This is a genomic window from Sphaerotilus sulfidivorans, from assembly GCF_013426975.1.
Classification (GTDB): domain Bacteria; phylum Pseudomonadota; class Gammaproteobacteria; order Burkholderiales; family Burkholderiaceae_C; genus Sphaerotilus; species Sphaerotilus sulfidivorans.
This window is the reverse complement of the sequence record NZ_JACCPY010000005.1, coordinates 104,869-127,891: the sequence shown is the minus strand read 5'-3', so window position 1 is coordinate 127,891 and position 23,023 is coordinate 104,869. Positions and strand designations below refer to the sequence as shown.

The following is a 23,023-nucleotide window of genomic DNA, read 5'->3' as shown; positions in this document are numbered from 1 at the left end:
AGCGCGACAGGCAGCGGCCGACCGTGACGCGCGACACGACGGCGCATCGTGCCCGCGGCCGGCCCGGACCGAAGCGTCAAGAAGGCCGGATCGGCACCGCCAGTTCGGCGGCGGCGGCAGGATGCAGCGCGGCCAGCACCTCGCGCAGCAGGGCCTCGATCAGCTCGCGCAGCCGGGCCTCGGTGGCCGGCAGGTCGGCGCGCTCGCTCCAGGCCTCGTCCAGCAGGGCGCGCCGCGCCTGCAGCGCCGCCTCGATGCGTTCGCGCCAGTGCGCCGGCGAGGCGCTGCCGCTCCACTCGCCGCGCCCGCGCCCGAAATGCGCGATCGCCAGATAGCGCAGCAGCGCATGCGTCAGCAGCGCCTCCAGCGCGCTGTCCTGCAGCAGCAGCCGGCTGCCGTCGCGTCCGCGCACCAGGTTCAGTCCGTGCGCCAGGCCAGCCGCGCCGAGCGCGCCCAGCACGCTGCCGGCGATCAGGCCGCCGCCCAGCGTCAGCCCGCCGCTGGCCAGATCGGCGCCCAGCCCGGCCAGCGCGCCCGAGACCAGCCCGCCGACGATCGCCGCCGGCGCGGGCGCCACCCGCGCCTGGTGATCGAAGGCGGCGCCCACCTGCTCGAGAATCTCGTCGGCGCCGGCCTGCCCTTCGAGCGCATGCAAATGCAGCAGGTCCGAGGTGCTGGAGCGGATCTCGCCGTCGAGCCGCGCCAGCAGCTCGCGCCCGGCGCGCGCCAGCGGCGTTTCCTCGTCGCGAGCCAGGCCCAGCGCGCTGCCGACCTGGCGTACCAGCCCGCGCAGCGCGCCACTGTCCTCGACCGGCTGCACCATCGCCGCCACCCGCGCCAGACTGGCGGCCAGCAGCTGCGCGGCGCGACCCAGCCGCTCGAGCCGCTCCTGGCGGCCGGCCGCGCGCAGCCGCGCCATCAGCGGCCGGCGCGCCTCAGGCAGCACCTGCTCGATCTCGCGCAGCAGCACCAGCTCCTGCACCCAGCAGCGCGAGAAGGCGTCCAGCGGCAGCACCGCCCGCACCGCGGCGACGCCCTGCAGCCGGGTGCGCCAGCGGTCGAGCTCGGCCTGCAGGCGCTCGGGCGCGTCCGGGCCGCCGAGCTGGTTGAGCAGCACGATCACCGGCAGGCCGGTCCAGGCCAGCAGCTCCATTTCCGGATCGACATAGCCGGCCGCCTCGGGCGACTCGGCGGCGCTGACCAGATAGAGCGCGACATCGGCCTCGTCGCGCACATTGCGCAGCGCCTGCTGGCTGGCCCAGAAGGCGCGGTCGCGCCAGCGGTCCCAGACCTGGCTGAGCACCCAGCCCAGCGGCGTGCCGGACTGGCGCATGCGCCGCACCAGCCGCACGCTGTCGCCGAAGCCGGGCGTGTCCCACAGCATCAGCCGCGCGCCGTCGGGCGTCTCGATCATCGGATGCGCATCGGCGAACTCGGTCACATGGGTGGCGTCGCGCACCACGCCGACATCGCGGCCGAGCAGCGTGCGCGCCAGCGTGGTCTTGCCGATGTTGGTGTGCGAGACCAGGGTCAGCGCCAGCGTGTCGGCGCGCGCGCCGGGCGGCGTGCCGGGTGCGGCGCCCATGTCCAGATCCAGACTGACCTTCATGCGCCAGCTCCCGCAGGCTGCAGACCGGCCAGCACCGCCTGGGCCGCCGTGTCGTCCGCCGCCGGTCGGCCCTCATGCAGGCGCACGCAGCCCAGCCCCAGGCTGTCGGCCAGCGCCTGCCAGGCCTGCAGCCGCTGCGCCAGCCGCTCGGGCGCGCTGGCGGCGAAGCGGGCCGCGAAGCTGCTGTCCTCGACCAGCATGACGATGCGCGGCCCCGGCCGCCCGCCTGGCGCCGAGGCATTCATCAGCGCCCGCAGCCAGCGGCCGTGGATCTCCGCCTCGGGCGTGGCCGACAGATCGAACAGCGGCAGCAGCAGCGAGGGCGATCCCGCCACCGAAGCCTGCAGCGCCGTCTCGTCCTCGCTGCCGTAGGCGCGCACCGGCGCGACCTGCAGCGCCAGCGTCTCGCCCAGCTGCCGGCGCAGCAGGTCGGTCAGCGCCGCGACCCGGGCCGGCTCGGCCGGCTGCGCGTAGGGCAGCAGCACCGGCCGCGCGGCCTCGCGGCGCTGCTGGCCGAGCAGTTCGCGGAAATAGGGCTCGGTCAGCGGCAGCGGAAAGCGCCGCGCCAGCCAGCCGGCCTGCAGCGCCGCCAGCAGCGCCAGCAGCGCGCGCGGCAGCACCACCGCCAGGACCAGCGTGATCGACCACAGATGGATCCACGGCGCGGCGGTGTCGATGCCGCCGGGCGCGGGCAGCACCGGTGCACCTTCGGTGAGGCGCAGCGCCGCCAGCGTCGCGGCATCCGGCAGGCTCAGGCCGGACAGCCGCGCCGCCGGCTCGAGCAGCAGCGACAGCGCCTGGTGCACCGTGCCGGTGTCCAGGAAAGTGCTGGACCAGCCGACGCGGTAGTCGAGCACCAGCCCGCGCAGATAGAGCGAGGCGATCACGCCCAGCGCCACCCCGATCGCACCCAGATGCAGCAGCAGCGCGGCGCGTGCGCCGGCCAGCGGGGCGCTCAGGCTCAGCCACTGGACGGCCAGCGTGTCGAGCAGGCTGGCCAGGCTGGGCGCATCGGGGGCGTCCGGCGGCGGGCGGCGTTCATCGCGGCGGGTGCGCCGCAGGCTGCGCAGGTCGAGCGTGCGCCGGGCCAGCCAGCCGCGCAGGCCGCCCGGCTGCGGCGAGGCCGAGGGCCGCAGCGCCAGCAGCCCGCGCAGCAGCACCAGCACGATCACCCCGAGATTCCACAGCACCAGCGCCCAGACCGGCGGCGCCAGCAGGCTGATGCGGTGCGCGGGCCCGAGCGCGTCGGCCACCAGCCCGAGCATCAGACCCAGACCGAGCGCGGCCGGCATCCAGCGCCCATGCCACAGCGGATGCGCCAGCCAGTCGCGCACATGCGATTCGCGCGGCCCGAGGCGGCGCAGCGCCGCCGCGGCACGGCGCGCCAGGAAGCGCTCGGGCGTGTCGTCGGCGGGCGCCTCCTCGAGCGCGACGCGCGAGGCCCAGCGGCGGTCATCCTCGCCCCACAGCGGATGCGCGGGGCGGGCGGTCTCGAAGGCGCGCAGCAGCAGCACCTGGCGGGCGTTCGTCTCGTCCATGGCGGGTGACTTTAGCGTGTGCGCGGCGTCAGACCCTCGACCGGGGCACGGGACTACCATGACGACCAGCCTGTCCTTTCACCCTCTGCCAAGGATCCCGACCCCATGACCGACCCGCAAGTCCGCCTTTCCCGCCGCGCCGTCCTGGCCACCGGGGCCGCCGCACTGGCCGCCACCGCCTTGCCGGCGGCCCGCGCCGACAGCCGCACGATCCGGCTGCTGGTCGGCTTCCCCGCCGGCGGCGGCACCGATGCCATCGCCCGGCTGCTGGCCGAGCGGCTGCGCGAGGTGCTCGGCCAGCCGGTCATCGTCGAGAACAAGCCCGGCGCCGGCGGCCAGCTCGCCGCGCAGGCGCTCAAGGCCGCCGCGCCCGACGGCACCACCTTCTTCATCAGCCACGACCACACCATCTCGATCCTGCCGCTGGTCGCGCGCCAGCCCGGCTTCGATCCGGCCAGGGACTTCGTGCCGGTGGCCGGCTTTGCCGACTTCGTCAACGCGCTGGCGCTGTCGGACGCCACGCCGGCCAGAAGCCTGCGCGAGTATGTCGACTGGGTGCGCGGCGCCGGCCAGGGCAAGGGCGCGATCGGCGTGCCGGCGCCGGCCTCGGTGCCGGAATTCCTGGTCAAGGTGATCGGCGACAAGCACGGCCTGGATCTGGTGGCCGCGCCCTACCGCGGCAGCGCGCCGATGATCACCGACCTGCTCGGCCGCCAGATCGCCGCCGGTGTCGGCTCGATTCCCGACTTCATCGAGAACCACCGCGCCGGCCGGCTGAAGGTGGTCGCGGTGCTGGGCGGGCGGCGCCAGGCGGCGATGCCGGAGGTGCCGACCTTCGCCGAGCTCGGCCTGGCGGGCTTCGAGGACATGCCCTACTACGGCGTGTTCGCGCCGGCGGGCACGCCCGCGGACGTGCGCGAGCGCTTCGCCGCGGCGCTGGCGCGGGTGATCTCGCAGCGCGAGGTGCATGCGCGGCTGACCGCGATGGGCCTGAGCGTGGGCTTCAGCGACGGCGCGAAGCTGGCCGCGCGCGAGCAGGCCTACCGCGCGACCTGGGCGCGCATCATCCGCGCCAGCGGCTTCCAGCCGCAGTGACGCTCAAGTCGGCGCCCGCGGCGACCGATCTTTCTCCGGTCCGGCGGATCGTGTCGTCCCGCCGGCGTCGTCCGCCGGAGGAAGCATGCAGATCGTCATCGTCGATGACAACCGGGTCAACGTCGCGCTGCTGAAGGCGCTGGCACGCCAGCTCTCGGAGGTGCCCAGCGTCGATTTCACCGACCCGGTGCCGGCGCTGCAGTGGTGCCTGACCCACGACTTCGACCTGCTGCTGCTCGACTACATGATGCCGGTGGTCGACGGCCTGTCCTTCATCGAGCAGCTGCGCCTGCATCCGGGCAAGGCCGACGTGCCGATCCTGATGATCACCGCCAGCCACGAGGCCCAGGTGCGCTACGACGCGCTGGCGCGCGGGGCCAGCGACTTCCTGACCAAGCCGGTCGACCGGCCCGAGTTCCTGGCGCGGGCCAAGAACATGCTTGCGCTGCGGCGCAGCCAGAAGGCGCTGGCCGAGCGGGCCGCGACGCTGGCCGAGGAGGTCGAGCGCGCCACCCGCGTCATCGCCGAGCGCGAGTACGACACCATCCTGCGGCTGTCGCGCGCGGCCGAATACCGCGACCCCGAGACCGGCCTGCATCTGGTGCGCATGGCGCTGTACTCGCGGCTGATCGGGCATCAGCTCGGCCTGCCCGAGGCCATGCTCGACATGCTGCACCGCGCCGCGCCGATGCACGACATCGGCAAGGTCGGCACGCCCGACCACATCCTGCTCAAACCCGGCCGGCTCGACGAGCGGGAAATGGCCATCATGCGCGAGCACGCCGCCATCGGCTACCAGATCCTGCGCGACAGCCCCTCGCCGCTGCTGCGCATGGCCGCGGTCATCGCGCACAGCCATCACGAGAAGTTCGACGGCAGCGGCTATCCGCAGGGCCTGCGCGGCGAGGCGATTCCGCTGGTCGGGCGCATCGTCGCGGTGGCCGATGTCTTCGACGCGCTGACCTCCAAGCGGCCCTACAAGAAGGCCTGGCCGCTCGAGCAGGCGCGCAGCTTCCTGGTCGACAACGCCGGCAGCCATTTCGACCCGGACTGCGTCGAGGCGCTGCTGTCGGCCTGGGACGAAGTCACCGCGATCCATGATCGCCATCAGGACACCTTGCCGGAAGAACCCGGCCAGGCCACGACCCCGGCGCCGACCGCCGTCTGAAGCCATGATCGAGCGATGGATCCGGCAGGTCGGCCTGGGCGCGCAGCGCCGGCCGCTGCGCCAGCAGCTGCGCCGGCTCATCGGCCTGTGCACCGCGCTGACGCTGCTGCTGTCGGTGCTGGTCACGCTGCTGGTGGGCTGGCGCTTCGCGCTCCATCATGCCGAGACGGAAGCCGCCGACGTGACCCGCGCTCTGGCCGCGCTGATCGCCGAGCCGCTGGCTGCGGGTGACCCGGCGAGCATTTCCCGGCATCTTTCGATCGCGGAATCCCAGCCACGCATCAGCGGCATCTGGGTCTATGCCGCAGGGCAGACCACGCCGCTGGCCTCCTGGGGCAGCGCACCGACGCCGGGGCTGTGGAGCCGCGAGGGCCAGCTGCTCAGCGGCCGGCTGGTGCGCAGCGTGCCGGTGGTCGACCACCTGCGCGAGCGGGTCGGCAGCGTGACGGTGCAGATCGACCAGCACGACCTGCTCGGCAGCCTGCTGGCCCAGAGCGGCGCGATGGTGCTGGCCGCGCTGCTGTCCGGGCTGCTGCTGCGCCGGCTGGCCCGGCCGCTGGCGCAGCGCATCAGCCAGCCGCTGGACGAACTCTCCGCGGCAGCCACCGCGATCGCCGAAGGCCGCATCGAGCAGGCCCGGCTGCCCGAGCCCGGCAGCGACGAGATCGGCCGCACCGTGGCCGCCTTCCAGTCGATGCTCGACCAGATCCGCAGCCGCGACTGCACCGTCGAGCAGACCATGGCGCTGATGAACCAGCTGGTCGAGGAGCGCACCGCCGAGGCCCGTCGTGCCGAGGCGGCCTCCGAGGCCAAGACCCGCTTCCTGACGGTCATGAGCCATGAGATCCGCACCCCGCTCAACGGCATCCTGGGCATGAGCGACCTGCTGATGGATGCGCAAGCCCAGGCATCGTCCCCTCTGGACGCAGAGCAGCGCGAACACCTGCAGCTGCTGCGCGAGTCGGCCCGGGCGCTCGAGCTGGTGATCAATGATGTGCTCGACTACAGCCGCATCGAGTCGGCCGACCTGCGCTTCGACAGCGCGCCGCTCTCGCCGCGGCAGCTTCTCGAGCAGGAGGTGGAGATGCGCCGGCCGGCAGCCCGCGCGCGCGGGCTGGCGCTGTCTCTCTCGATCGATGCCAGCGTGCCGTCCTGGCTGCTGGGCGACGCGGCCCGGCTGGCGCAGATCGTCGACAACCTGCTCGGCAATGCGATCAAGTTCACCGAGCAGGGCGGCATCGCGGTCGGCCTGTCCAGCCAGCCCCAGGCCGAAGGCGTGCACGAGCTGCACCTGTCGGTCGAGGACAGCGGCGTGGGCATTGCGCCGGCCCAGCAGCAGCGCATCTTCGAGGCCTTTTCGCAGGCGGCCGATCCGGCCACCCGCCGCCATGGCGGCACCGGCCTGGGCCTGGCGATCTGCGCGCGGCTGGCCCGGCTGATGGGCGGCAGCATCGCGGTCGACAGCGAGCCCGGCCGGGGCAGCCTCTTCCATGTGCGCCTGCGGCTGCCGGACTGCGCCCCGTCGGCCGTGCCGGAGTCCGCGACCGCAGCGGTCATCCCCACGCTCGAGCCGGCCGAGGGCGACAACCGCGCCTGGCGCGACCTCGATTCGAATGAACTGCTGGAGCGCCTGGGTGGCGATCAGGCGCTGATGGGCGAGCTGGTCGCGATGCTGGTGGAGGACACCCTGCCGCGCCTGGACGAGCTGGACCGGGCCTTCCTCGCGCGCGATACCGCCCGCATCGACCTGCTGGCCCACCAGATCGCCGGTGCGGCCGGCAACTGCTCGGCCGAGGCGCTGGAGCGGCTGTCACGCCGCATCAGCCATCTGGCCCGCGAAGGCCGGCTCGACGAGGCCGAGCGGCTGATGCTGCCGCTGAAGCTGCGGGTCACCCGGCTGGCGCAGTGCTCGGCCGATCTGGCGACCACCTGAGCTCAGAAGCTGTAGCCGATCGCCACCGACAGCTGCGGAATCGCGCGCACCTTGCCGACGCCGTCGCGCAGCTCGGCCAGTTCCTTGTCGAGGTTGGCCTGGATGTCCGGCTCGCTGGCCAGCGCACCGCGCACCGTCGCATTGACCTTGGCGCGGCCGACCAGCGCGCCGATGTCGGCGCCGAAGCGCCAGCCCGAGGCGCTCTGGTGGCCCCAGCCGATGCCCAGATAGGGCGTGACGCTGGGGAACTTGACCTCGACCTTCAGGCCGTCGGCGGCGGTGGTGGTGTAGGTGCGATCGCCGATGGTGAGCGAACCGTTCTCGCCGGTGGCATCCAGCGTGACCTTGTACTGGTTCGAGCTCAGGCCGCCGGTCAGCCGGAAGCTGCCGCCGAAGGGAAACCAGTCGCCCAGTACCGCCAGACGCTGCAGCTTGTAGCGGCCGTCGTAGCGAATGCCCTCCTCGGTGGTCGACTTCGAGCGGCTGCCCAGCGTCATGAAGTCGGCGCGCACCGTGAAGCGGCTGTCGATCGGATGGGCATAGCCCAGGCCGATGCCGGGCAGGCCGACATTGGCGTAGACCTCGCCGGCCTGTGCCTGGGGCAGCAGACCGGTGGCCGCCAGCGCCAGCACGGCGGCAAAGCGGCGGCCAGACCGAGGACGGACGGAAACCGGGAACGGCGTGGAACGAGAGGTGCTCATGGCGAACTCCTGGGTGGGGTCGTCTGCCGGACCGGCCCTGTGCCGGCCCTCTGGTTTCCAGACTAGGCCCGCCCGGCCGGCACGGCATCGGCCACACGGCCGATGTCGTGACCGAATGGGCACATCGATCGCTCATTCAGGCGCCATTCCCCTGGTTCTCCGGCGTACATGCTGCTTTCCCGCCACTTTCGTACAGCTCGAGCGGCAAGCCGTCCGGATCGGCGAAGAAGGTGAAGCGCCGGCCGGTGTACTCGTCGACGCGGATCGGCTCGACCGCGATGCCGGCGGCCTCCAGCCGCGCCTTCCAGCCCGCCACATCCTCGACCCGGAAGGCCAGATGGCGCAGCCCCTGCGCCTCGGGCCGCGAGGGACGCGGCGGCGGCGCGGGAAACGAGAACAGCTCGATCTGCCCGCCGTCGGGCAGCGCCAGGTCGAGCTTCCAGGACTGGCGTGCCTCGCGGAAGTTCTCGGCCAGCACCCGCAGGCCCAGCAGCTCGACATAGAAGCGGCGCGACCGGGCGTAGTCGGCGCAGATGATGGCGACGTGGTGAATGCTCAGCAGGCTCATGGGCGGGGCAGGACGTAGACAAGAACCTTCAGCGCGCGCTCCGGATCGACATCGGCGAAGACCGGCGGGTTGTCCAGGCGGCGCACGAAGGCCAGCTCGGGCGCGTGCTCGCGCATCGCGTCGTGCAGGAAGGCGCTGCCCAGCTCGGGCGCGTTCAGGCACAGCAGCACCTGGCCGCCGGGCATCAGCAGATCGGGCAGGCGGCGCAGCAGCCGCGCGTAGTCCTTGGTGGCGACGAAGCTGCCCTTCTGGTAGCTGGGCGGATCGACCACGATCAGGTCGTAGGGGCCGCCGCGGCCGATCTTGCCCCAGGTGGTGAAGAGGTCATGCGGCAGGAAGGTGGCGCCCGCATCCAGCGCGTTGAGGCGGTGGTTCTGCTGGCCGATCGAGATCGCGCCACGGCTCATGTCGAGATTGACCACCCGGCCTGCCCCACCGGCCAGCGCCGCCACCGAGAAGCCGCAGGTGTAGGCGAAGAGATTGAGCACCCTCAGGCCGGGCTGCCGGCGCGCCTGCTCGCGCACCCAGCGCCGGCCCTCGGCCATGTCCAGGAACAGGCCGTGGTTCTGGCCGCGCAGCACATGGACGAGGAACTTCAGGCCGTCTTCCTCGACGACATGCGGCTCGGGCACCGCGCCGGCCATCAGGCGCGTCTCGCTGCGGCCCTCGTGGCGGCGCTGGAAGACCCAGTCCAGCGGCTCGCCCGGCGCGATCTCGGCCCAGCGCGCGGCCAGCGCGGCGCCGATCGTGGCCAGCTCGGCCTCGTCCTCGGCCGGATCGGCGGCGGGCGCGCGGAAGCAGGTCAGCACCCAGACCGGCGGCCAGGCATCCAGCGTCCAGGGCTCGCAGCCCGGATGCAGGCCGCCGCGGCCGTGGAAGATCCGCACCGCCCCGGTCGGGCGGGGCATCGCGGCGATCGCGTCAAGGAGGGCCTTCACAGTGCAGGGGTGCTCTTCATGCAGGAGCTGCGGCCGCCATGCGGCACGGCTCACGGTGTTCTCGGAAGCGACACGGCCACCGCAGAGGCGGCCAGATCAGGCGAGTCGGGCTGCGCTCGAGAGGCACCCGGGCCGGCAATCTATCACCACCGCGCCGCCACCTTGGCTTGCGCCCCTCCCAAGATCTTATTCAATCTTGATAACTTTTCAAAGATTGCAATAAACTCATCGGCATGGACGCCATACGCAACCCCTTCGCGCCCGGAGCGGGCACACCGCCACCCGAACTGGCGGGCCGCGACGATCTGCGGACCTCGATCCAGGTGGCCCTTGAGCGAGCCCGGATCGGCCGGCCGGCAAAGAGCGCGATGCTGGTCGGGCTGCGTGGCGTCGGCAAGACCGTGCTGCTGGACCGGATCCGGGGCGACGCGGAAGCCGCGGGCATCCACACGGTCCGGATCGAGGCGCCGGAGGGGCGCTCCCTGCCCGCCCTGCTGGCCCCGCAGCTGCGCCAGGCCCTGCTGCGGCTGAGCCAGGTGGCCGCCGCCCGAGACCTCGCCGTGCGTGGCCTGCGGGCGCTGGCCGGCTTCGCCAGCAAGCTCAAGGTCACCTTCGGCGACATCGAGGTCGGCATGGACTACGCCCCGGAGCCCGGCCTGGCCGACAACGGCGATCTGGAACATGACCTGCAGGCCCTGTTCGAGCAGGTCGGACTGGCGGCCAAGGCCGCCGGCACGGCGCTGGCCGTCTTCATCGACGAACTGCAGTATGTCGAGGAAGCCCAGCTGGCGGCCCTGATCACGGCCATGCACCGGACCGAGCAGAGGCAGCTGCCCGTGGTCCTGGTCGGCGCCGGGCTGCCTCAGCTGCGCGGCCGCCTGGGCAATGCCAAGTCCTATGCCGAGCGCCTGTTCGACTTTCCGACGATCGGCCCCCTGGCCCCGCAGGCCGCCCGGCGCGCCATCGAGAAGCCGCTTGCGGACGAGGGCGTCCGCATCGCGCCCGAGGCCCTGGAGCAGATCCTCGCGGTGACACAGGGCTATGCCTATTTCCTGCAGCAGTGGGGCAGCCATACCTGGCGTGCGGCCAGCGTGTCCCCCATCACGGCGGACGATGTCGCCACCGCGTCGACCACGGCCGTGGCCGCGCTGGACGAGAGCTTCTTCCGGGTCCGCTTCGATCGGCTGACGCCGAAGGAGAAGAAATACCTGCGCGCCATGGCCGAGATCGGCCCGGGCCCGCACCGGTCAGGCGACATCGCGGCCTGCTACGGCGCCATCGTCACGTCGCTGGCGCCGGTGCGAAGCGCGCTCATCACCAAGGGCATGGTCTGGAGCCCGAATCACGGCGACACCGCCTTCACGGTCCCGATGTTCGACGAGTTCATGAAGCGAACGATGCCGGGCGACGCCTGGCGCTGAAGCGGCATGGCCGGGCGCGATCGCGCCCGGGGTTCACAGCGCGTATCCGTAGTCGATGGTCAGCGGCGCGTGGTCGCTGAACCAGCTGTCCTTGTAGATCGAGGCGGCGCGCGCGGTCTCGGCCAGGCCGGGCGTGGCCAGGTGGTAGTCGATGCGCCAGCCGACGTTCTTCGCGCGGGCCTGGCCGCGGTTGCTCCACCAGGTGTAGCTGGCGTCGGTGCTGTCGGGGTGCAGATGGCGGTAGACGTCGACCAGGCCGCCGCCGCCCTGGTCGAGCGGCGTCAGCAGCGTCGTCATCCAGGCGCGCTCCTCGGGCAGGAAGCCGGAGTTCTTCAGGTTGCCCTTCCAGTTCTTCAGGTCGGCCTCGCGGTGGGCGATGTTGACGTCGCCCATCAGCACGAACTCGCGCCCGCTCTGGCGCAGCGCGCGCAGGTGCGGCGCGATGCGGGCCAGGAAGCGGTACTTGGCCTGCTGGCGCTCCTCCGAGGACGAGCCGCTCGGGAAGTAACAGCTGATGATGGACAGCCGCCGATGTGGCGAGTCGTAACGCGCCTCCAGGTAGCGGCCCTCGGCGTCGAACTCCTCGTCGCCGAGCCCGACGATGACCTCGCTCGGCGTGACACGGCTGTAGACGCCCACGCCCGAGTAGCCTTTTTTCTGCGCGTGATGGAAGAAACCCTGCATCCCGTCGATGACGGACAGCGCCGGGCTCAGGTCCGGAGCCTGTGCCTTGAGTTCCTGCACCCCCATACAATCGGCGCGTACCGACTCGACCCACGCATGAAGGCCCTTGGTGGCCGCTGAGCGGATGCCGTTGAGATTGAGGCTGACCAGACGCACGTGCAAAGACCTTCCGAGATGACGACCCCAGACGCAAGCACCCCCCGCACCGATGCCCTCGCCCAGGATTTCGTGGCTTTTGCAGTCGACGCCGGCGTGCTGCGCTTCGGCGAGTTCAAGACCAAGGCGGGGCGGATGTCGCCCTATTTCTTCAACGCCGGCCTGTTCGATGATGGCGCCCGGCTGGGCCGCCTGGCCGAATTCTATGCACGCCGGCTGATCGACTCGGGGCTGGAGTTCGACATGCTGTTCGGCCCGGCCTACAAGGGCATCACGCTGGCGGCGGCGGTGGCCATCGAGCTGGCGCGCCTGGGACGCAACGTGCCCTACGCCTACAACCGCAAGGAAGCCAAGGACCACGGCGAGGGCGGCACGCTGGTGGGCGCGCCGGTCAAGGGCCGGGTGCTGATCATCGACGACGTGATCTCGGCCGGCACCTCGGTGCGCGAGTCGATCGCGATGATCCGCGCCGCCGGCGCCACGCCCTGCGGCGTGACCATCGCGCTGGACCGCCAGGAGAAGGCCAGCGAGAACGGCGTCGACGCCGAGCATTCGGCGGTGCAGTTCGTCGAGCGCGACCTGGGCCTGTCGGTGGTGGCGATCGCCACGCTGGCCGACCTGCTGGCCTACCTGCGTGCGCAGCAGGATGCCCGCCTGGCCGGCAACCTGCCGGCGGTGCAGGCCTACCGCGACCGCTACGGGGTGCAGATGTGAGCCGCGCGGCGGCTCGCGTTCCCGTCGGGCTGGTGCTGGCCGCCGCGCTGGGCGCGGTCGCGCTGCCGGCGCAGGCCGACATCTATTCCTGCGTCAACGCCCGCGGCCAGCGCCTGACCGCCGATCGCCCGATCGCCGAGTGCATGGACCGCGAGCAGCAGGTGCGCGGCGCCGACGGCTCGGTGCGGCGCATCCTGCCGCCGTCGATGACCGCCGAGGAGCGCGCCGCCGCCGAGGAGAAACGCCGGCGCGAGCAGCTCGAGGAGCGCACCCGCCGCGACGCGATCCGCCATGACCGCAACCTGCTGAGCCGCTATCCGGACATCGAACGCCACAACGAGGCCCGCGAGGCCGCGCTGGAGCCGGTGCGCTCGGCCATGCAGAGCACCGGCAAGCGCATGGAGGAGCTCGAGCGCGAGCGCCACCAGCTGCGCGAGGAGGCCGAGTTCTACAAGGGCCGCGAGCTGCCGCGTGCGCTCAAGCACAAGATCGAGCAGAACCAGGTGGCGACCCAGGCGCAGAAGGACGCGATGCAGAGCCACCAGGCCGAGAACCGGCGCATCAACGCCAGCTTCGACCAGGAGCTGGCGCGGCTGCGCCAGCTCTGGAACGGCGCGGCGCCAGGCAGCCTGACCGCGCCCACCGCCGCGCGCTGATCAGCAGCGCCTCAGAGGCTCTTCAGCGCCACGACATCCTTGCCCTTGAAGGTGAAGACGGTCACCGCCGACGAGCGCAGGTCGTGGCGGCTGTCGTAGGCATAGTCGCCGGCCACGCCGGCATGGCTGCCCTTGGCGATGTGCTCGGCGAGCTTCTTCGGATCCAGCGACTGCGTGGCCTCGATCGCCGCGGCCAGCAGGTTGGCGCCGTCGTGGAAGGCGGCAGCATAGGTCAGCGGATCGCGCTTGTACTCGGCGCGGTAGCGCTCGACGAAGGCGCGGCTCCTGTCGCTGCGGTCCATCAGCGCGCCGCCCTGGGTGCAGTAGACATTCAGGTCGGCGCTCATCTGCGCCAGCGTCGCGGTTTCCGACGAGCAGATGCCGTCACCGCCCAGCAGCGGCGCCTTCAGCCCCAGCGAGCGCATCTGGCGCAGCATCGGGCCGGCCTGCGCCGAGTAGCCGCCGTAGAAGACCGCATCGGGCTTGAGGCCGCGGATGCCGGTCAGGATGGCGCTGAAGTCGGTCGCCTTGTCGCTGGTGAATTCCTTGGCGACCACCTTGAGGCCGAGCTTCTGCGCCTGCGCGATGAACTCCTGCGCCACACCCTGGCCGTAGGCGGTGCGATCGTCGATCACCGCGACCGTGGCCACCTTCAGGTCCTGCGCCGCGTAGGTCGCCATCTTGGCACCGAGCTGGTTGTCGGTCGCGCCGATGCGAAAGAGGTTGGCCTGGGCCGGCTGCGTGACCTTCGGGTTCGAGGCCACCGTCAGCACCAGCACGCCGGCATCGGCGAAGACGCGCGAGGCCGGCAGCGTCACGCCCGAGTTGTAGGGGCCGAGCACGAACTTCAGGCCCTTGTCGACCAGCGCCTGCGCGACCTGCACGCCCTGGCGCGGATCGGCGCCGTCGTCCTGGACGTCCAGCTCGAACTGGACCGGCTTGCCGCCGACCTTGATCGCGCGCGCGTTGAGCGCCTTGATCGCCAGCTGCGCGCCGTCGCGGTTGTCGATGCCGCTGGCGGCCTGCGGGCCGGTCAGCGGGCTCATGAAGCCGATGCGCACACGCTCCTGGGCGTGCAGCGGGCCGGCGGCGGCCAGCCCGAGGCCGGCCAGCGCCAGCGCGTTCAGCAGAATCCTGCGGGAACTCGTCATTTTTCGATCCTGGTGGGATGAATGAAAAAACGACCTGCGCCGGGTCGCGGCGCAGGCCGGGGATGTCGCTGGCGCGGCCGGATCAGCCGGCCAGCTTCTTCTTCAGCAGCTCGTTGACCTGGGCCGGGTTCGCCTTGCCCTTGGTCGCCTTCATCGCCTGGCCGACCAGCGCGCCGAAGGCCTTTTCCTTGCCGGCGCGGTAGTCCTCGACCGACTTGGCGTTGGCGGCCAGCACCTCGTCGAGGATGGCCTCGAGTGCGCTGGTGTCGTTCATCTGCTTCAGGCCCTTGGCCTCGATGACGGCGTCGACCTCGGTGGCCTCGCCGCTCCAGAGCGCCTCGAAGACCTGGCGGGCGGCGTTGTTCGAGATGGTGCCGTCCTGGATGCGGCGGATCAGCGCGCCCAGCAGCGCCGGGCCCACCGGCGCGTCGGCGATGTCGCCGCCGTCGGCGTTCAGGCGCTTGCTGATCTCGCCCATCACCCAGTTGGCCACCGGCTTGGGCGCGCCGCAGGCGGCGACCGCGGCCAGGAAATAGTCGGCGGTGGCTCGGCTGGCGGTCATCATGGCCGCGTCGTAGGCCGGCAGGCCGTGCTCGGCCTGCAGGCGCTCGGCCAGCGCGGCGGGCAGCTCGGGCATCTCGCCGCGCACCCGCTCGACCCACTCGGGCGCGATCACCAGCGGCGGCAGGTCCGGATCGGGAAAGTAGCGGTAGTCGTGCGCGTCTTCCTTGGTGCGCATCATGCGCGTCTCGCCGGTGTCCGGATCGAACAGCACGGTGGCCTGGACGATGTCGAAGCCGTCCTCGATCTGGTCGATCTGCCAGTTGACCTCGAAGTCGATCGCCTGCTGCAGGAAGCGGAAGCTGTTGAGGTTCTTGATCTCGCGCCGGGTGCCGAAGGGCTGGCCGGGGCGGCGCACCGAGACGTTGGCGTCGCAGCGGAACGAGCCTTCCTGCATGTTGCCGTCGCACAGGCCCAGCCACACCACCAGCGTGTGCAGCGCGCGGGCGTACTCGACCGCCTGCTTCGACGAGCGCAGCTCCGGCTCGGTGACGATCTCCAGCAGCGGGGTGCCGGCGCGGTTCAGGTCGATGCCGGTCATGCCGTGCAGGTTCTCGTGCACCGACTTGCCGGCGTCCTCCTCGAGGTGGGCGCGGGTCAGGTTGACCCGGTGCTTCACGCCGTCGACCAGGAAGTCGATGTGACCGCCCTGCACCACCGGGATCTCGTACTGGCTGATCTGGTAGCCCTTGGGCAGATCCGGGTAGAAGTAGTTCTTGCGGGCGAAGATCGACATCGGCGCGATGGTCGCGTCGACGGCCAGGCCGAACTGGATCGCGCGCTCGACCGCGCCGCGGTTCATCACCGGCAGCACGCCGGGCAGCGCCAGATCGACCGCGCAGGCCTGGGTGTTGGGCTCGGCGCCGAAACGGGTCGAGGCACCGGAGAAGATCTTCGACTGGGTCGAGAGCTGGGCATGGGTCTCGAAGCCGATGACGACTTCGTAGCCACGCACGAGAAGGGAGGCGGTCATGGGGCGGGCGGTTTGCTGCAGCGCGGACGCAAAGCGGAAATGCTACGGCATCGCCGCGCCCCTCGGGAAAACCGCAAGCCGCAGCCGCCCCGGCCGCCCTGCGCCGCCCTCAGTCGCGCGGCCGCACCAGCCGCACCGGCAGCGGCGTGTCGCGGCTCATGTCGGAGCGCGCCCGGCCGGTGTGGCCGTCGATCACCCAGCCGTGCAGGCCGTCGAGCCGCTCCTCGTTCTCCGAGGTGCGCCCGCGCATCACGCTGTCATAGCTGTGAATGTTGACCGGACCGGCCTCGATGGTGGCCGAGGCGCTCCACAGCCAGCCCTCGGGCGTGTCGGGAAACAGCTTGTCGATGCCGCCGGGCGAACCTGCGGCGCGCTGCAGCACCCGGCGCATCTCGATCGCACGCGGCACCCGCCACGGCCGGCCGTCGGCCTGGCGCCGTGCTGCGGCCAGATCCGGCCCCTGCGACTGCATCACCCGCAGCGCCTGGCCGACGCAGCGCCCGCCGCTCCAGCGCATGCCCTCGACACAGCGCGACCAGGCCAGGCCGCTCTCGACATCGACCACCGTCTGGCCGTCCTTCGAGACCGCCACCAGGCCCTGGGGCTCGGGCGCCGCCGCGACCGATGGCAGCGACAGCAGCAGGGACAGCGACAGCATCAGCCCGGTGGACGACAAGGAGAAAACGGGCGGGCGGGAAGCAGCAGGAACGGCGCAGGACATGGCAGGACGGGACGGCACCCACGGGAACGGATCGGTTCATTGTCCGGGCCCACGCGGCACGGCGGCCGCACGAACAGCCGGGCTTCCCCGGCACAGACCGGCCGCTGCCGCGGGGGCTGCCGTAAACTTCGTCGCACCATGAAAGCCGCCCGCATCGCCCTCGCCGCCGCCGTCGTTGCCGCCATCGCCGTGACCGCCTCGTTTGCGGTCGGCAGCAAGGAGAAGGCGCCCGCCATCAGCTACACCCTGCTCGACGGCACGAAGCAGACCTCGGCCGAAGCGCTGAAGGGCAAGGTGGTGCTGGTCAACTTCTGGGCCACCAGCTGCACCACCTGCGTCAAGGAAATGCCCGAGCTGGTCGCGACCCACCAGAAGTACAAGGACAAGGGTTTCGAGACGCTGGCGGTGGCGATGAGCTACGACCCGCCGGCCTATGTGGCCAGCTTCGCCGAATCGCGCCAGCTGCCCTTCAAGGTCGCGATCGACAACACCGGCGAGATCGCGCGCCAGTACGGCAAGGTGCAGCTCACCCCGACCACCTTCGTGCTGAACCGCAAGGGCGAGATCGTCAAGCGCTATGTCGGCGAGCCCGACTTCCAGCAGCTGCACCTGCTGCTGGAGAAGCTGCTGGCGGAGAGCGCCTGAGCGCGCTCCGCAGCGACGACACCTCAGCGCTTCAGCGCTTCAGCAGCACCAGCCCCTTCAGATACTCGCCCTCGGGGAAGTTGACCGTGGTCGGGTGGTCGCTGGAGGCCTCCAGGCGCTGCAGGATGTAGGCGTCCACGCCGGCGTCCAGCCCGGCGCCGGCGACGATCTTGTGGAACAGCTCGGCGCCGATGCCGCCCGAGCATGAGAAGGTCAGCAGCAGGCCGCCGGGCTTGAGCAGCTTCAGGCCGAGGCGGTTGATGTCCTTGTAGGCGCGGCTGGCACGGTCGGCGTGCGCGGCGCTGGGGGCGAACTTCGGCGGGTCGAGCACGATGGCGTCGAACTGGCGGCCGTCCTTCAGCATCTGGCGCAGCGTGCCGTTGACGTCGGCATCCAGCGCGGTGTGGTGTGCGGGATCGAAGCCGTTGAGTTCGACATGCGCCGAGGCGCGCGCCAGCGCCGGGCCGGAGGAGTCGACGCTGACCACCTCGGTGGCACCGCCGGCCAGCGCCGAGACGCTGAAGCCGCCGGTGTAGCTGTAGCAGTTCAGCACCGACTGGCAGCCGAACTGGCGCACCAGCCGCGCGAACAGTGCCCGGTTCTCGCGCTGGTCGAGGTAGTAGCCGGTCTTGTGGCCTTCCTCGACATCGACGGTGAGCCGGATGTCGTGCTCGTGCAGCGTCACGGTGGTGTCGCCACCGCCGCGCAGCCAGCCCTTGACCGGCTCCAGGCCTTCCATCTGGCGCACGGCGGAGTCGCTGCGCTCGAACAGGCGGGTGCAGCCGGTGGCGGCCAGCAGCGCGTCGGCGATCTGCTGCTTCCAGCGCTCGGTGCCGGCGCTGAGGAACTGCACGCTCAGGATGTCCTCGTAGCGGTCGACGATCAGGCCGGGCAGGCCGTCGGCCTCGCCGTGGATCAGGCGCACGCCGTTGCTGCGCAGCCCCAGGCGCGCACGCATCGCCACCGCCGCCTCGACGCGGCGGCGGAAGAAGTCGGCGTCGATGCGCTCGGCCTCGTCGAAGCTCCAGGCCCGCACCCGGATCATCGAATTCGGGCTGAACGCGGCCCAGGCCAGGAACTGGCCCGAGTGGCTCTCGACCCGCACGGTCTCGCCGGAATCGGCACGGCCCTTCTCGACACTGCCCTGGAACACCCAGGGATGCTTGCGCAGGAGCGAGCGCTCCTTGCCTTCACGCAGACGGATGACTTTCATGGGGCGAGATTGTGGCGCGAGCCGTCCGCTCCAGGCCAATGCGCAAGCGGCGATGGCCGAGGAACATGCGAGTTTCAATGCTGCGTTGCAGCGATTGAATGCAAGAAAGTACAAATCTGTACTTTCTCCCACACACCTATGGAAAACCCGAGTCATTACGTGCAATGAAGTACATGAATGGGCTGCATCCGTATCAATCGGTGCATGCGTCAGCACCTATCGTTGCGCCTGTCGATCGGGGCTGACCGCTCCAGCCCGGTGCCAGCGCTGCACCGCCGGGGCCCCGGCCGCTCCCCACGTAGTCCGTTCCTGTTCCATCCCGCGAGGAGACACATGATGAAACTGACGCTCAAGGCCTCCCTGGCCCTGGCCTTCGGCCTGACCGCCGGCCTGGCGAACGCCGCCACCGAACTGGTGATCGCCACCGTCAACAACGGTCACATGATCGAGATGCAGAAGCTGACGAAGCATTTCGAGCAGGCCAACCCGGACATCAAGGTCAAGTGGGTCACGCTGGAAGAAGGCGTGCTGCGCCAGCGCGTGACCACCGACATCGCCACCAAGGGCGGCCAGTTCGACATCATGACCATCGGCATGTACGAGGCGCCGATCTGGGGCAAGAAGGGCTGGCTGCAGGAGCTCAAGACCGACGCCGCCTATGACGCCGACGACCTGCTGCCGGCAATCCGCAGCGGCCTGAGCGTGGACGGCAAGCTCTTCGCCGCGCCGTTCTACGGCGAGTCGTCGATGCTGATGTACCGCAAGGACCTGGCCGACAAGGCCGGCGTGAAGGTCGCCGACAAGCCGACCTGGACCGACATCCAGGCCCTGGCCGCCAAGATGCACGACCCGAAGAACGGCGTGTACGGCATCTGCCTGCGCGGCAAGCCGGGCTGGGGCGACAACATGGCCTTCCTGTCGACGCTGGTCAACACCTTCGGCGGCCAGTGGTTCGACATGTCGTGGAAGCCGCAGCTGGAAAGCAAGCCCTGGAAGGACGCGATCAACTTCTACGTCGACCTGCTGAAGAACTACGGCCCCCCGGGCTCGGCCGCCAACAGCTTCAACGAGATCCTGGCGCTGACCAACGCCGGCAAGTGCGGCATGTGGATCGACGCCACCATCGCCGCCTCCTTCGTCAGCGATCCGAAGCAGTCCAAGGTCGCCGACCAGATGGCCTTCGCCCAGGCGCCGACCATGAACACCCCGAAGGGCGCCAACTGGCTGTGGTCGTGGAATCTGGCGATTCCGGCCGGCTCGAAGAAGGTCGATGCGGCGCAGAAGTTCATCACCTGGGCGACCAGCAAGGACTATGTGCAGCTGGTGGCCAAGACCAACGGCTGGGCCAATGTGCCCACCGGCACCCGCAAGTCGACCTACGCGTCGCCGGAGTTCCAGAAGGCCGCCCGCTTCGCCGCCGCCGAGAAGGCCGCGATCGACAGCGCCAACCCGACCGACTCGACGCTGCCGAAGTCGCCCTACATCGGCGTGCAGTTCGCGGCGATTCCCGAGTTCCAGGCCATCGGCATCGCCGTCGGCCAGCAGATGAGCGCGGCGCTGGCGGGCAAGACCTCGGTCGACGCCGCCCTGAAGACCGGCCAGCAGGCCGCCGAGCGCGAGATGAAGAAGGCCGGCTACTACAAGTGATGCCCGCAGGGCGCGCTGCAGCCGACTTCTCGACCCTCTCCCTGTGGTGAGGTGAGGCATGGCCGGCAGGCGTGGAGACGGGCCGGGGGGCGACCTCCGGCCCCCTCCACGACCTGACCGGCCGCGCACGATGGTGGACCCATGAACCGATTCCTGCCCCGCGCCCTGATGGCGCCCGCGGTGGCCACGCTCTTCCTGTGGATGATCGTGCCGCTGGTGATGACGCTGTACTTCAGCGTGATCCGCTACAACCTGATGCAGCCCGACCAGAGCGGCTTCGTCGGGCTCGAGAACTTCGAATACTTCATCACCGACCCGTCGTTCACGACCTCGGTGATCAACACGCTGCTGCTGCTGGGCAGCGTCATCCTGATCACGGTGGGCCTGGGCGCGGCCATCGCGCTGCTGATCGACGATCCGTTCCCGGGCCGCGGCCTGGTGCGCATCCTGCTGATCAGCCCCTTCTTCGTCATGCCCACGGTCAATGCGCTGCTGTGGAAGAACATGATGATGAACCCGATCTACGGGGTGCTGGCGCAGGTCTGGCAGTTCTTCGGCGCCACGCCGGTGGACTGGCTGACCGACTGGCCGCTGCTGAGCGTGATCATCATGGTGAGCTGGCAGTGGCTGCCGTTCGCGACGCTGATCTTCGTGACCTCGCTGCAGTCGATGGACCGCGAGCAGATCGAGGCCGCGCGCATGGACGGCGCCAACTACCTGCAGCAACTGCGCTATCTCTACATCCCGCACCTGGGCCGCTCGGTGGCGGTGGTGGTGATGATCGAGATGATCTTCCTGCTCTCCGTGTTCGCCGAGATCTACACCACCACCGGCGGCGGTCCGGGGGATGCCAGCACCAACATGGCCTTCCTGATCTTCAAGCAGGCGCTGCTGAACTTCGATGCGGGCGTGGCCTCGGCCGGCGCGCTGTTCGCGGTCGTGCTGGCCAACATCGCCGCCGTCTTCCTGATCCGCCTGGTCGGCAAGAACCTGGACAAGTGAGGAGCCTCCCGATGTCGTCCCGTCCCTCCTCCCTGACGCCGGTGCTGCTGCTGCGCACCGTGGCGGCCTGGCTGGTCACGCTGCTGCTGTTCTTCCCGCTGGGCTGGCTGGTGCTGACCGCCTTCAAGACCGAGCTGCAGGCCATCGCGGTGCCGCCGCAGATCTTCTTCACCCCGACGCTGGAGAGCTTCCACGAGGTGCAGGAGCGCAGCGACTACCTGCACTACGCCTGGAACTCGGTGGTGACCAGCGTGGTCTCGACGCTGCTGGGCCTGCTCCTGGCCGGCCCGGCCGCCTACGCGATGGCCTTCTTCAAGGGCCCCCGGACCAAGGACATCCTGATGTGGATGCTCTCCACCAAGATGATGCCGGCGGTGGGCGCGCTGGTGCCGATCTATGTGCTGGCGCAGAAGTCGGCGCTGCTCGACACCCAGCTCGGGCTGATCATCGTCTTCACGCTCTCCAACCTGCCGATCATGGTCTGGATGCTCTATTCGGGCTTCCGCGAGATCCCGCCGGAGATCCTCGAGGCCGCCCGCATGGACGGCGCCACGCTCTGGCAGGAGGCCGTCCAGGTGCTGCTGCCGCTGTCGCTGGGCAGCTTCGCCTCCACCGGCCTGCTGTGCCTGGTGCTGAGCTGGAACGAGGCCTTCTGGTCGCTCAACCTCAGCGCCGCCAACGCCGGCACGCTGGCCGCGCTGATCGCGCAGTACTCCAGCCCCGAGGGCCTGTTCTGGGCCAAGCTGTCGGCCGCCTCGCTGCTGGCGATCGCCCCGATCGTCGTCTTCGGCTGGTTCAGCCAGAAGCAGCTGGTGCAGGGCCTGACCTTCGGCGCCGTGAAGTGACCGGCGCAGTCAACCATTCCACGAGACATCCTCCCATGGCCTACCTGCAACTCCAGGGCATCGAGAAGTTCTTCGGCGAGCACCGCGCCATCAAGGGCGTGGACCTCACCATCGAGAAGGGCGAGTTCATCGTCTTCGTCGGCCCGTCGGGCTGCGGCAAGTCCACGCTCTTGCGCCTGATCGCCGGCCTCGAGCAGATCGACGGCGGCCGGCTGGTGCTCGACGGCCGCGACATCACCCACGCGCCCTCCTCCAAGCGCGACCTGGCGATGGTGTTCCAGAGCTACGCGCTCTACCCGCACATGAGCGTGTTCGAGAACATGAGCTTCGCGCTCAAGCTCGCCAAGGAAGACCCCGCCCTCATCCGCGAGAAGGTCGAGCGCGCCGCCAAGATCCTCAACCTCACGCAATACCTCGAGCGCACCCCGAAGGCCCTGTCGGGTGGCCAGCGCCAGCGCGTGGCCATCGGCCGCGCCATCGTGCGCGCCCCGAAGGTCTTCCTCTTCGACGAGCCGCTCTCCAACCTGGACGCCGCGCTGCGCGGCCAGACCCGCGTCGAGATCGCCAAGCTGCACCGCGACCTCGGCGCCACCACGATCTATGTCACCCACGACCAGGTCGAGGCCATGACCCTGGCCGACCGCATCGTCGTGCTGCGCGACGGCCTGATCGAGCAGGTCGGCACGCCGCTGGAACTCTACGACCGCCCCGCCAACCAGTTCGTCGCCCAGTTCATCGGCTCGCCGCAGATGAATGTGGTCGAAGGCCGCCACCTGCCGCAGGTGGCCGGCGTGCCCGCGGGCGGCTTCGTGGGCCTGCGCCCGGAGGACGTGACGCTGCAGGCGGCCGCCCAGGCTCCGGCCGGCGGCCTGCCCGGCACGGTCGATCTGGTGGAGTCGCTCGGCGCCGAGACGCTGATCTACGTCACCGTCGACAGCGGCGCGCAGCTGGTCTCGCGCCAGCCGGTGCGCTCCGGCCTGCACAACGGCGACCGCGTGGGCGTCTTCGTCGAGGCGGCCAATGCGCACCGCTTCGACGCCCAGGGCCGCGCTGCCCGCGCCGGCTGATTCTGCGCTTTCACGGG

Annotated in this window: 21 protein-coding genes; 11 read left to right on the top strand and 10 right to left on the bottom strand. The window is 70.6% G+C overall.

The window, feature by feature from the left end; genetic code table 11:
• Positions 1–76 precede the first annotated feature (76 nt).
• Together HZU84_RS04970 and HZU84_RS04965 are read right to left on the bottom strand one after the other, a co-directional pair.
• The gene (locus HZU84_RS04970) at positions 77–1,609 is read right to left on the bottom strand and encodes a GTPase domain-containing protein (protein WP_244954361.1); all 1,533 of its coding nucleotides are present in this window, start codon (positions 1,607–1,609) and stop codon (positions 77–79) included.
• Complete coding sequence (locus HZU84_RS04965) at positions 1,606–3,147, bottom strand: DUF2868 domain-containing protein (protein WP_180692799.1); 1,542 nt, start codon at positions 3,145–3,147, stop codon at positions 1,606–1,608. Before HZU84_RS04965 ends, HZU84_RS04970 begins: the two co-directional genes overlap by 4 nt.
• A 105-nt stretch (positions 3,148–3,252) precedes the next feature.
• Here HZU84_RS04965 and HZU84_RS04960 point away from each other — a divergent pair, with 105 nt between their 5' ends.
• The 3 genes from HZU84_RS04960 to HZU84_RS04950 all read left to right on the top strand — a co-directional run bounded on the left by HZU84_RS04960 (position 3,253) and on the right by HZU84_RS04950 (position 7,343).
• Positions 3,253–4,242 carry a Bug family tripartite tricarboxylate transporter substrate binding protein gene (locus HZU84_RS04960; RefSeq protein WP_149504949.1) on the top strand — a complete coding sequence of 330 codons (990 nt, stop codon included), beginning with the start codon at positions 3,253–3,255 and terminating at the stop codon, positions 4,240–4,242.
• 85 nt (positions 4,243–4,327) lie between these two features.
• Complete coding sequence (locus HZU84_RS04955) at positions 4,328–5,410, top strand: HD domain-containing phosphohydrolase (RefSeq protein WP_149504950.1); 1,083 nt, start codon at positions 4,328–4,330, stop codon at positions 5,408–5,410.
• A 4-nt stretch (positions 5,411–5,414) separates the two neighbouring features.
• Positions 5,415–7,343 (top strand): ATP-binding protein, encoded by a 1,929-nt coding sequence (locus HZU84_RS04950; RefSeq protein ID WP_180692798.1) that lies wholly within the window; start codon positions 5,415–5,417, stop codon positions 7,341–7,343.
• Positions 7,344–7,345: 2 nt separating this feature from the next.
• On the opposite strand, the gene HZU84_RS04945 is transcribed toward HZU84_RS04950, so the two are convergent.
• The 3 genes from HZU84_RS04945 to HZU84_RS04935 all read right to left on the bottom strand — a co-directional run bounded on the left by HZU84_RS04945 (position 7,346) and on the right by HZU84_RS04935 (position 9,550).
• Positions 7,346–8,044 carry a hypothetical protein gene (locus HZU84_RS04945; protein ID WP_244954362.1) on the bottom strand — a complete coding sequence of 233 codons (699 nt, stop codon included), beginning with the start codon at positions 8,042–8,044 and terminating at the stop codon, positions 7,346–7,348.
• A gap of 136 nt (positions 8,045–8,180) precedes the next feature.
• Positions 8,181–8,612, bottom strand: a complete 432-nt coding sequence (gloA2, locus tag HZU84_RS04940) for an SMU1112c/YaeR family gloxylase I-like metalloprotein (RefSeq protein WP_149504952.1) — start codon at positions 8,610–8,612, stop codon at positions 8,181–8,183.
• Positions 8,609–9,550 carry a class I SAM-dependent methyltransferase gene (locus HZU84_RS04935; protein ID WP_149504953.1) on the bottom strand — a complete coding sequence of 314 codons (942 nt, stop codon included), beginning with the start codon at positions 9,548–9,550 and terminating at the stop codon, positions 8,609–8,611. Before HZU84_RS04935 ends, gloA2 begins: the two co-directional genes overlap by 4 nt.
• A gap of 233 nt (positions 9,551–9,783) precedes the next feature.
• On the opposite strand from HZU84_RS04935, the gene HZU84_RS04930 reads away from it, so the two are divergent.
• Positions 9,784–10,971 (top strand): ATP-binding protein, encoded by a 1,188-nt coding sequence (locus HZU84_RS04930; protein WP_149504954.1) that lies wholly within the window; start codon positions 9,784–9,786, stop codon positions 10,969–10,971.
• Between the two features lie 33 nt (positions 10,972–11,004).
• On the opposite strand, the gene HZU84_RS04925 is transcribed toward HZU84_RS04930, so the two are convergent.
• Entirely contained in the window at positions 11,005–11,811 is an 807-nt protein-coding gene (locus tag HZU84_RS04925) for an exodeoxyribonuclease III (protein ID WP_149504955.1), read from the bottom strand.
• 18 nt (positions 11,812–11,829) lie between these two features.
• Here HZU84_RS04925 and pyrE point away from each other — a divergent pair, with 18 nt between their 5' ends.
• Positions 11,830–12,525 carry an orotate phosphoribosyltransferase gene (gene pyrE / locus HZU84_RS04920; protein WP_149504956.1) on the top strand — a complete coding sequence of 232 codons (696 nt, stop codon included), beginning with the start codon at positions 11,830–11,832 and terminating at the stop codon, positions 12,523–12,525.
• Positions 12,522–13,181, top strand: coding sequence for a DUF4124 domain-containing protein (locus HZU84_RS04915; protein WP_149504957.1), 660 nt, complete (start codon positions 12,522–12,524; stop codon positions 13,179–13,181). Before pyrE ends, HZU84_RS04915 begins: the two co-directional genes overlap by 4 nt.
• Before the next feature lie 11 nt (positions 13,182–13,192).
• Here HZU84_RS04915 and HZU84_RS04910 read toward each other — a convergent pair whose 3' ends face one another.
• From HZU84_RS04910 to HZU84_RS04900, 3 genes are all read right to left on the bottom strand, one after another.
• Positions 13,193–14,332, bottom strand: coding sequence for a branched-chain amino acid ABC transporter substrate-binding protein (locus HZU84_RS04910; RefSeq protein ID WP_149504958.1), 1,140 nt, complete (start codon positions 14,330–14,332; stop codon positions 13,193–13,195).
• Positions 14,333–14,414: 82 nt separating this feature from the next.
• A complete protein-coding gene (gene gatB / locus HZU84_RS04905) occupies positions 14,415–15,866 on the bottom strand; it encodes an Asp-tRNA(Asn)/Glu-tRNA(Gln) amidotransferase subunit GatB (protein WP_149504959.1) in 1,452 nt (483 codons plus the stop codon).
• Between the two features lie 109 nt (positions 15,867–15,975).
• Positions 15,976–16,524, bottom strand: coding sequence for an Lcl domain-containing protein (locus tag HZU84_RS04900; protein ID WP_180692797.1), 549 nt, complete (start codon positions 16,522–16,524; stop codon positions 15,976–15,978).
• Positions 16,525–16,725: 201 nt separating this feature from the next.
• Here HZU84_RS04900 and HZU84_RS04895 point away from each other — a divergent pair, with 201 nt between their 5' ends.
• On the top strand, positions 16,726–17,232 hold the full coding sequence (locus tag HZU84_RS04895) for a TlpA disulfide reductase family protein (protein ID WP_149504961.1): 507 nt from the start codon (positions 16,726–16,728) through the stop codon (positions 17,230–17,232).
• Positions 17,233–17,263: 31 nt separating this feature from the next.
• Here HZU84_RS04895 and HZU84_RS04890 read toward each other — a convergent pair whose 3' ends face one another.
• Complete coding sequence (locus HZU84_RS04890) at positions 17,264–18,445, bottom strand: class I SAM-dependent rRNA methyltransferase (RefSeq protein ID WP_149504962.1); 1,182 nt, start codon at positions 18,443–18,445, stop codon at positions 17,264–17,266.
• Between the two features lie 336 nt (positions 18,446–18,781).
• Between HZU84_RS04890 and HZU84_RS04885 the strand changes: the two genes are divergently transcribed.
• From HZU84_RS04885 to HZU84_RS04870, 4 genes are all read left to right on the top strand, one after another.
• Positions 18,782–20,092 (top strand): ABC transporter substrate-binding protein, encoded by a 1,311-nt coding sequence (locus tag HZU84_RS04885; protein ID WP_149504963.1) that lies wholly within the window; start codon positions 18,782–18,784, stop codon positions 20,090–20,092.
• Between the two features lie 141 nt (positions 20,093–20,233).
• The gene (locus HZU84_RS04880; protein WP_149504964.1) at positions 20,234–21,094 is read left to right on the top strand and encodes a carbohydrate ABC transporter permease; all 861 of its coding nucleotides are present in this window, start codon (positions 20,234–20,236) and stop codon (positions 21,092–21,094) included.
• Positions 21,095–21,105: 11 nt separating this feature from the next.
• Positions 21,106–21,939, top strand: a complete 834-nt coding sequence (locus tag HZU84_RS04875; RefSeq protein WP_149504965.1) for a carbohydrate ABC transporter permease — start codon at positions 21,106–21,108, stop codon at positions 21,937–21,939.
• A gap of 35 nt (positions 21,940–21,974) precedes the next feature.
• Positions 21,975–23,006, top strand: coding sequence for an ABC transporter ATP-binding protein (locus HZU84_RS04870; protein WP_149504966.1), 1,032 nt, complete (start codon positions 21,975–21,977; stop codon positions 23,004–23,006).
• Positions 23,007–23,023 lie beyond the last annotated feature (17 nt).

Excerpts from the sequence above, each read along its gene's own strand:
- HZU84_RS04970 (WP_244954361.1), bottom strand. The coding sequence starts at position 1,609 with ATGAAGGTCAGTCTGGATCTGGACATGGGCGCCGCACCCGGCACGCCG.
- HZU84_RS04965 (WP_180692799.1), bottom strand. The coding sequence starts at position 3,147 with ATGGACGAGACGAACGCCCGCCAGGTGCTGCTGCTGCGCGCCTTCGAG.
- HZU84_RS04960 (WP_149504949.1), top strand. The coding sequence starts at position 3,253 with ATGACCGACCCGCAAGTCCGCCTTTCCCGCCGCGCCGTCCTGGCCACC.
- HZU84_RS04955 (WP_149504950.1), top strand. The coding sequence starts at position 4,328 with ATGCAGATCGTCATCGTCGATGACAACCGGGTCAACGTCGCGCTGCTG.
- HZU84_RS04950 (WP_180692798.1), top strand. The coding sequence starts at position 5,415 with ATGATCGAGCGATGGATCCGGCAGGTCGGCCTGGGCGCGCAGCGCCGG.
- HZU84_RS04945 (WP_244954362.1), bottom strand. The coding sequence starts at position 8,044 with ATGAGCACCTCTCGTTCCACGCCGTTCCCGGTTTCCGTCCGTCCTCGG.
- gloA2 (WP_149504952.1), bottom strand. The coding sequence starts at position 8,612 with ATGAGCCTGCTGAGCATTCACCACGTCGCCATCATCTGCGCCGACTAC.
- HZU84_RS04930 (WP_149504954.1), top strand. The coding sequence starts at position 9,784 with ATGGACGCCATACGCAACCCCTTCGCGCCCGGAGCGGGCACACCGCCA.
- pyrE (WP_149504956.1), top strand. The coding sequence starts at position 11,830 with ATGACGACCCCAGACGCAAGCACCCCCCGCACCGATGCCCTCGCCCAG.
- HZU84_RS04910 (WP_149504958.1), bottom strand. The coding sequence starts at position 14,332 with ATGACGAGTTCCCGCAGGATTCTGCTGAACGCGCTGGCGCTGGCCGGC.
- gatB (WP_149504959.1), bottom strand. The coding sequence starts at position 15,866 with ATGACCGCCTCCCTTCTCGTGCGTGGCTACGAAGTCGTCATCGGCTTC.
- HZU84_RS04900 (WP_180692797.1), bottom strand. The coding sequence starts at position 16,524 with ATGCTGTCGCTGTCCCTGCTGCTGTCGCTGCCATCGGTCGCGGCGGCG.
- HZU84_RS04895 (WP_149504961.1), top strand. The coding sequence starts at position 16,726 with ATGAAAGCCGCCCGCATCGCCCTCGCCGCCGCCGTCGTTGCCGCCATC.
- HZU84_RS04890 (WP_149504962.1), bottom strand. The coding sequence starts at position 18,445 with ATGAAAGTCATCCGTCTGCGTGAAGGCAAGGAGCGCTCGCTCCTGCGC.
- HZU84_RS04885 (WP_149504963.1), top strand. The coding sequence starts at position 18,782 with ATGAAACTGACGCTCAAGGCCTCCCTGGCCCTGGCCTTCGGCCTGACC.
- HZU84_RS04880 (WP_149504964.1), top strand. The coding sequence starts at position 20,234 with ATGAACCGATTCCTGCCCCGCGCCCTGATGGCGCCCGCGGTGGCCACG.
- HZU84_RS04875 (WP_149504965.1), top strand. The coding sequence starts at position 21,106 with ATGTCGTCCCGTCCCTCCTCCCTGACGCCGGTGCTGCTGCTGCGCACC.
- HZU84_RS04870 (WP_149504966.1), top strand. The coding sequence starts at position 21,975 with ATGGCCTACCTGCAACTCCAGGGCATCGAGAAGTTCTTCGGCGAGCAC.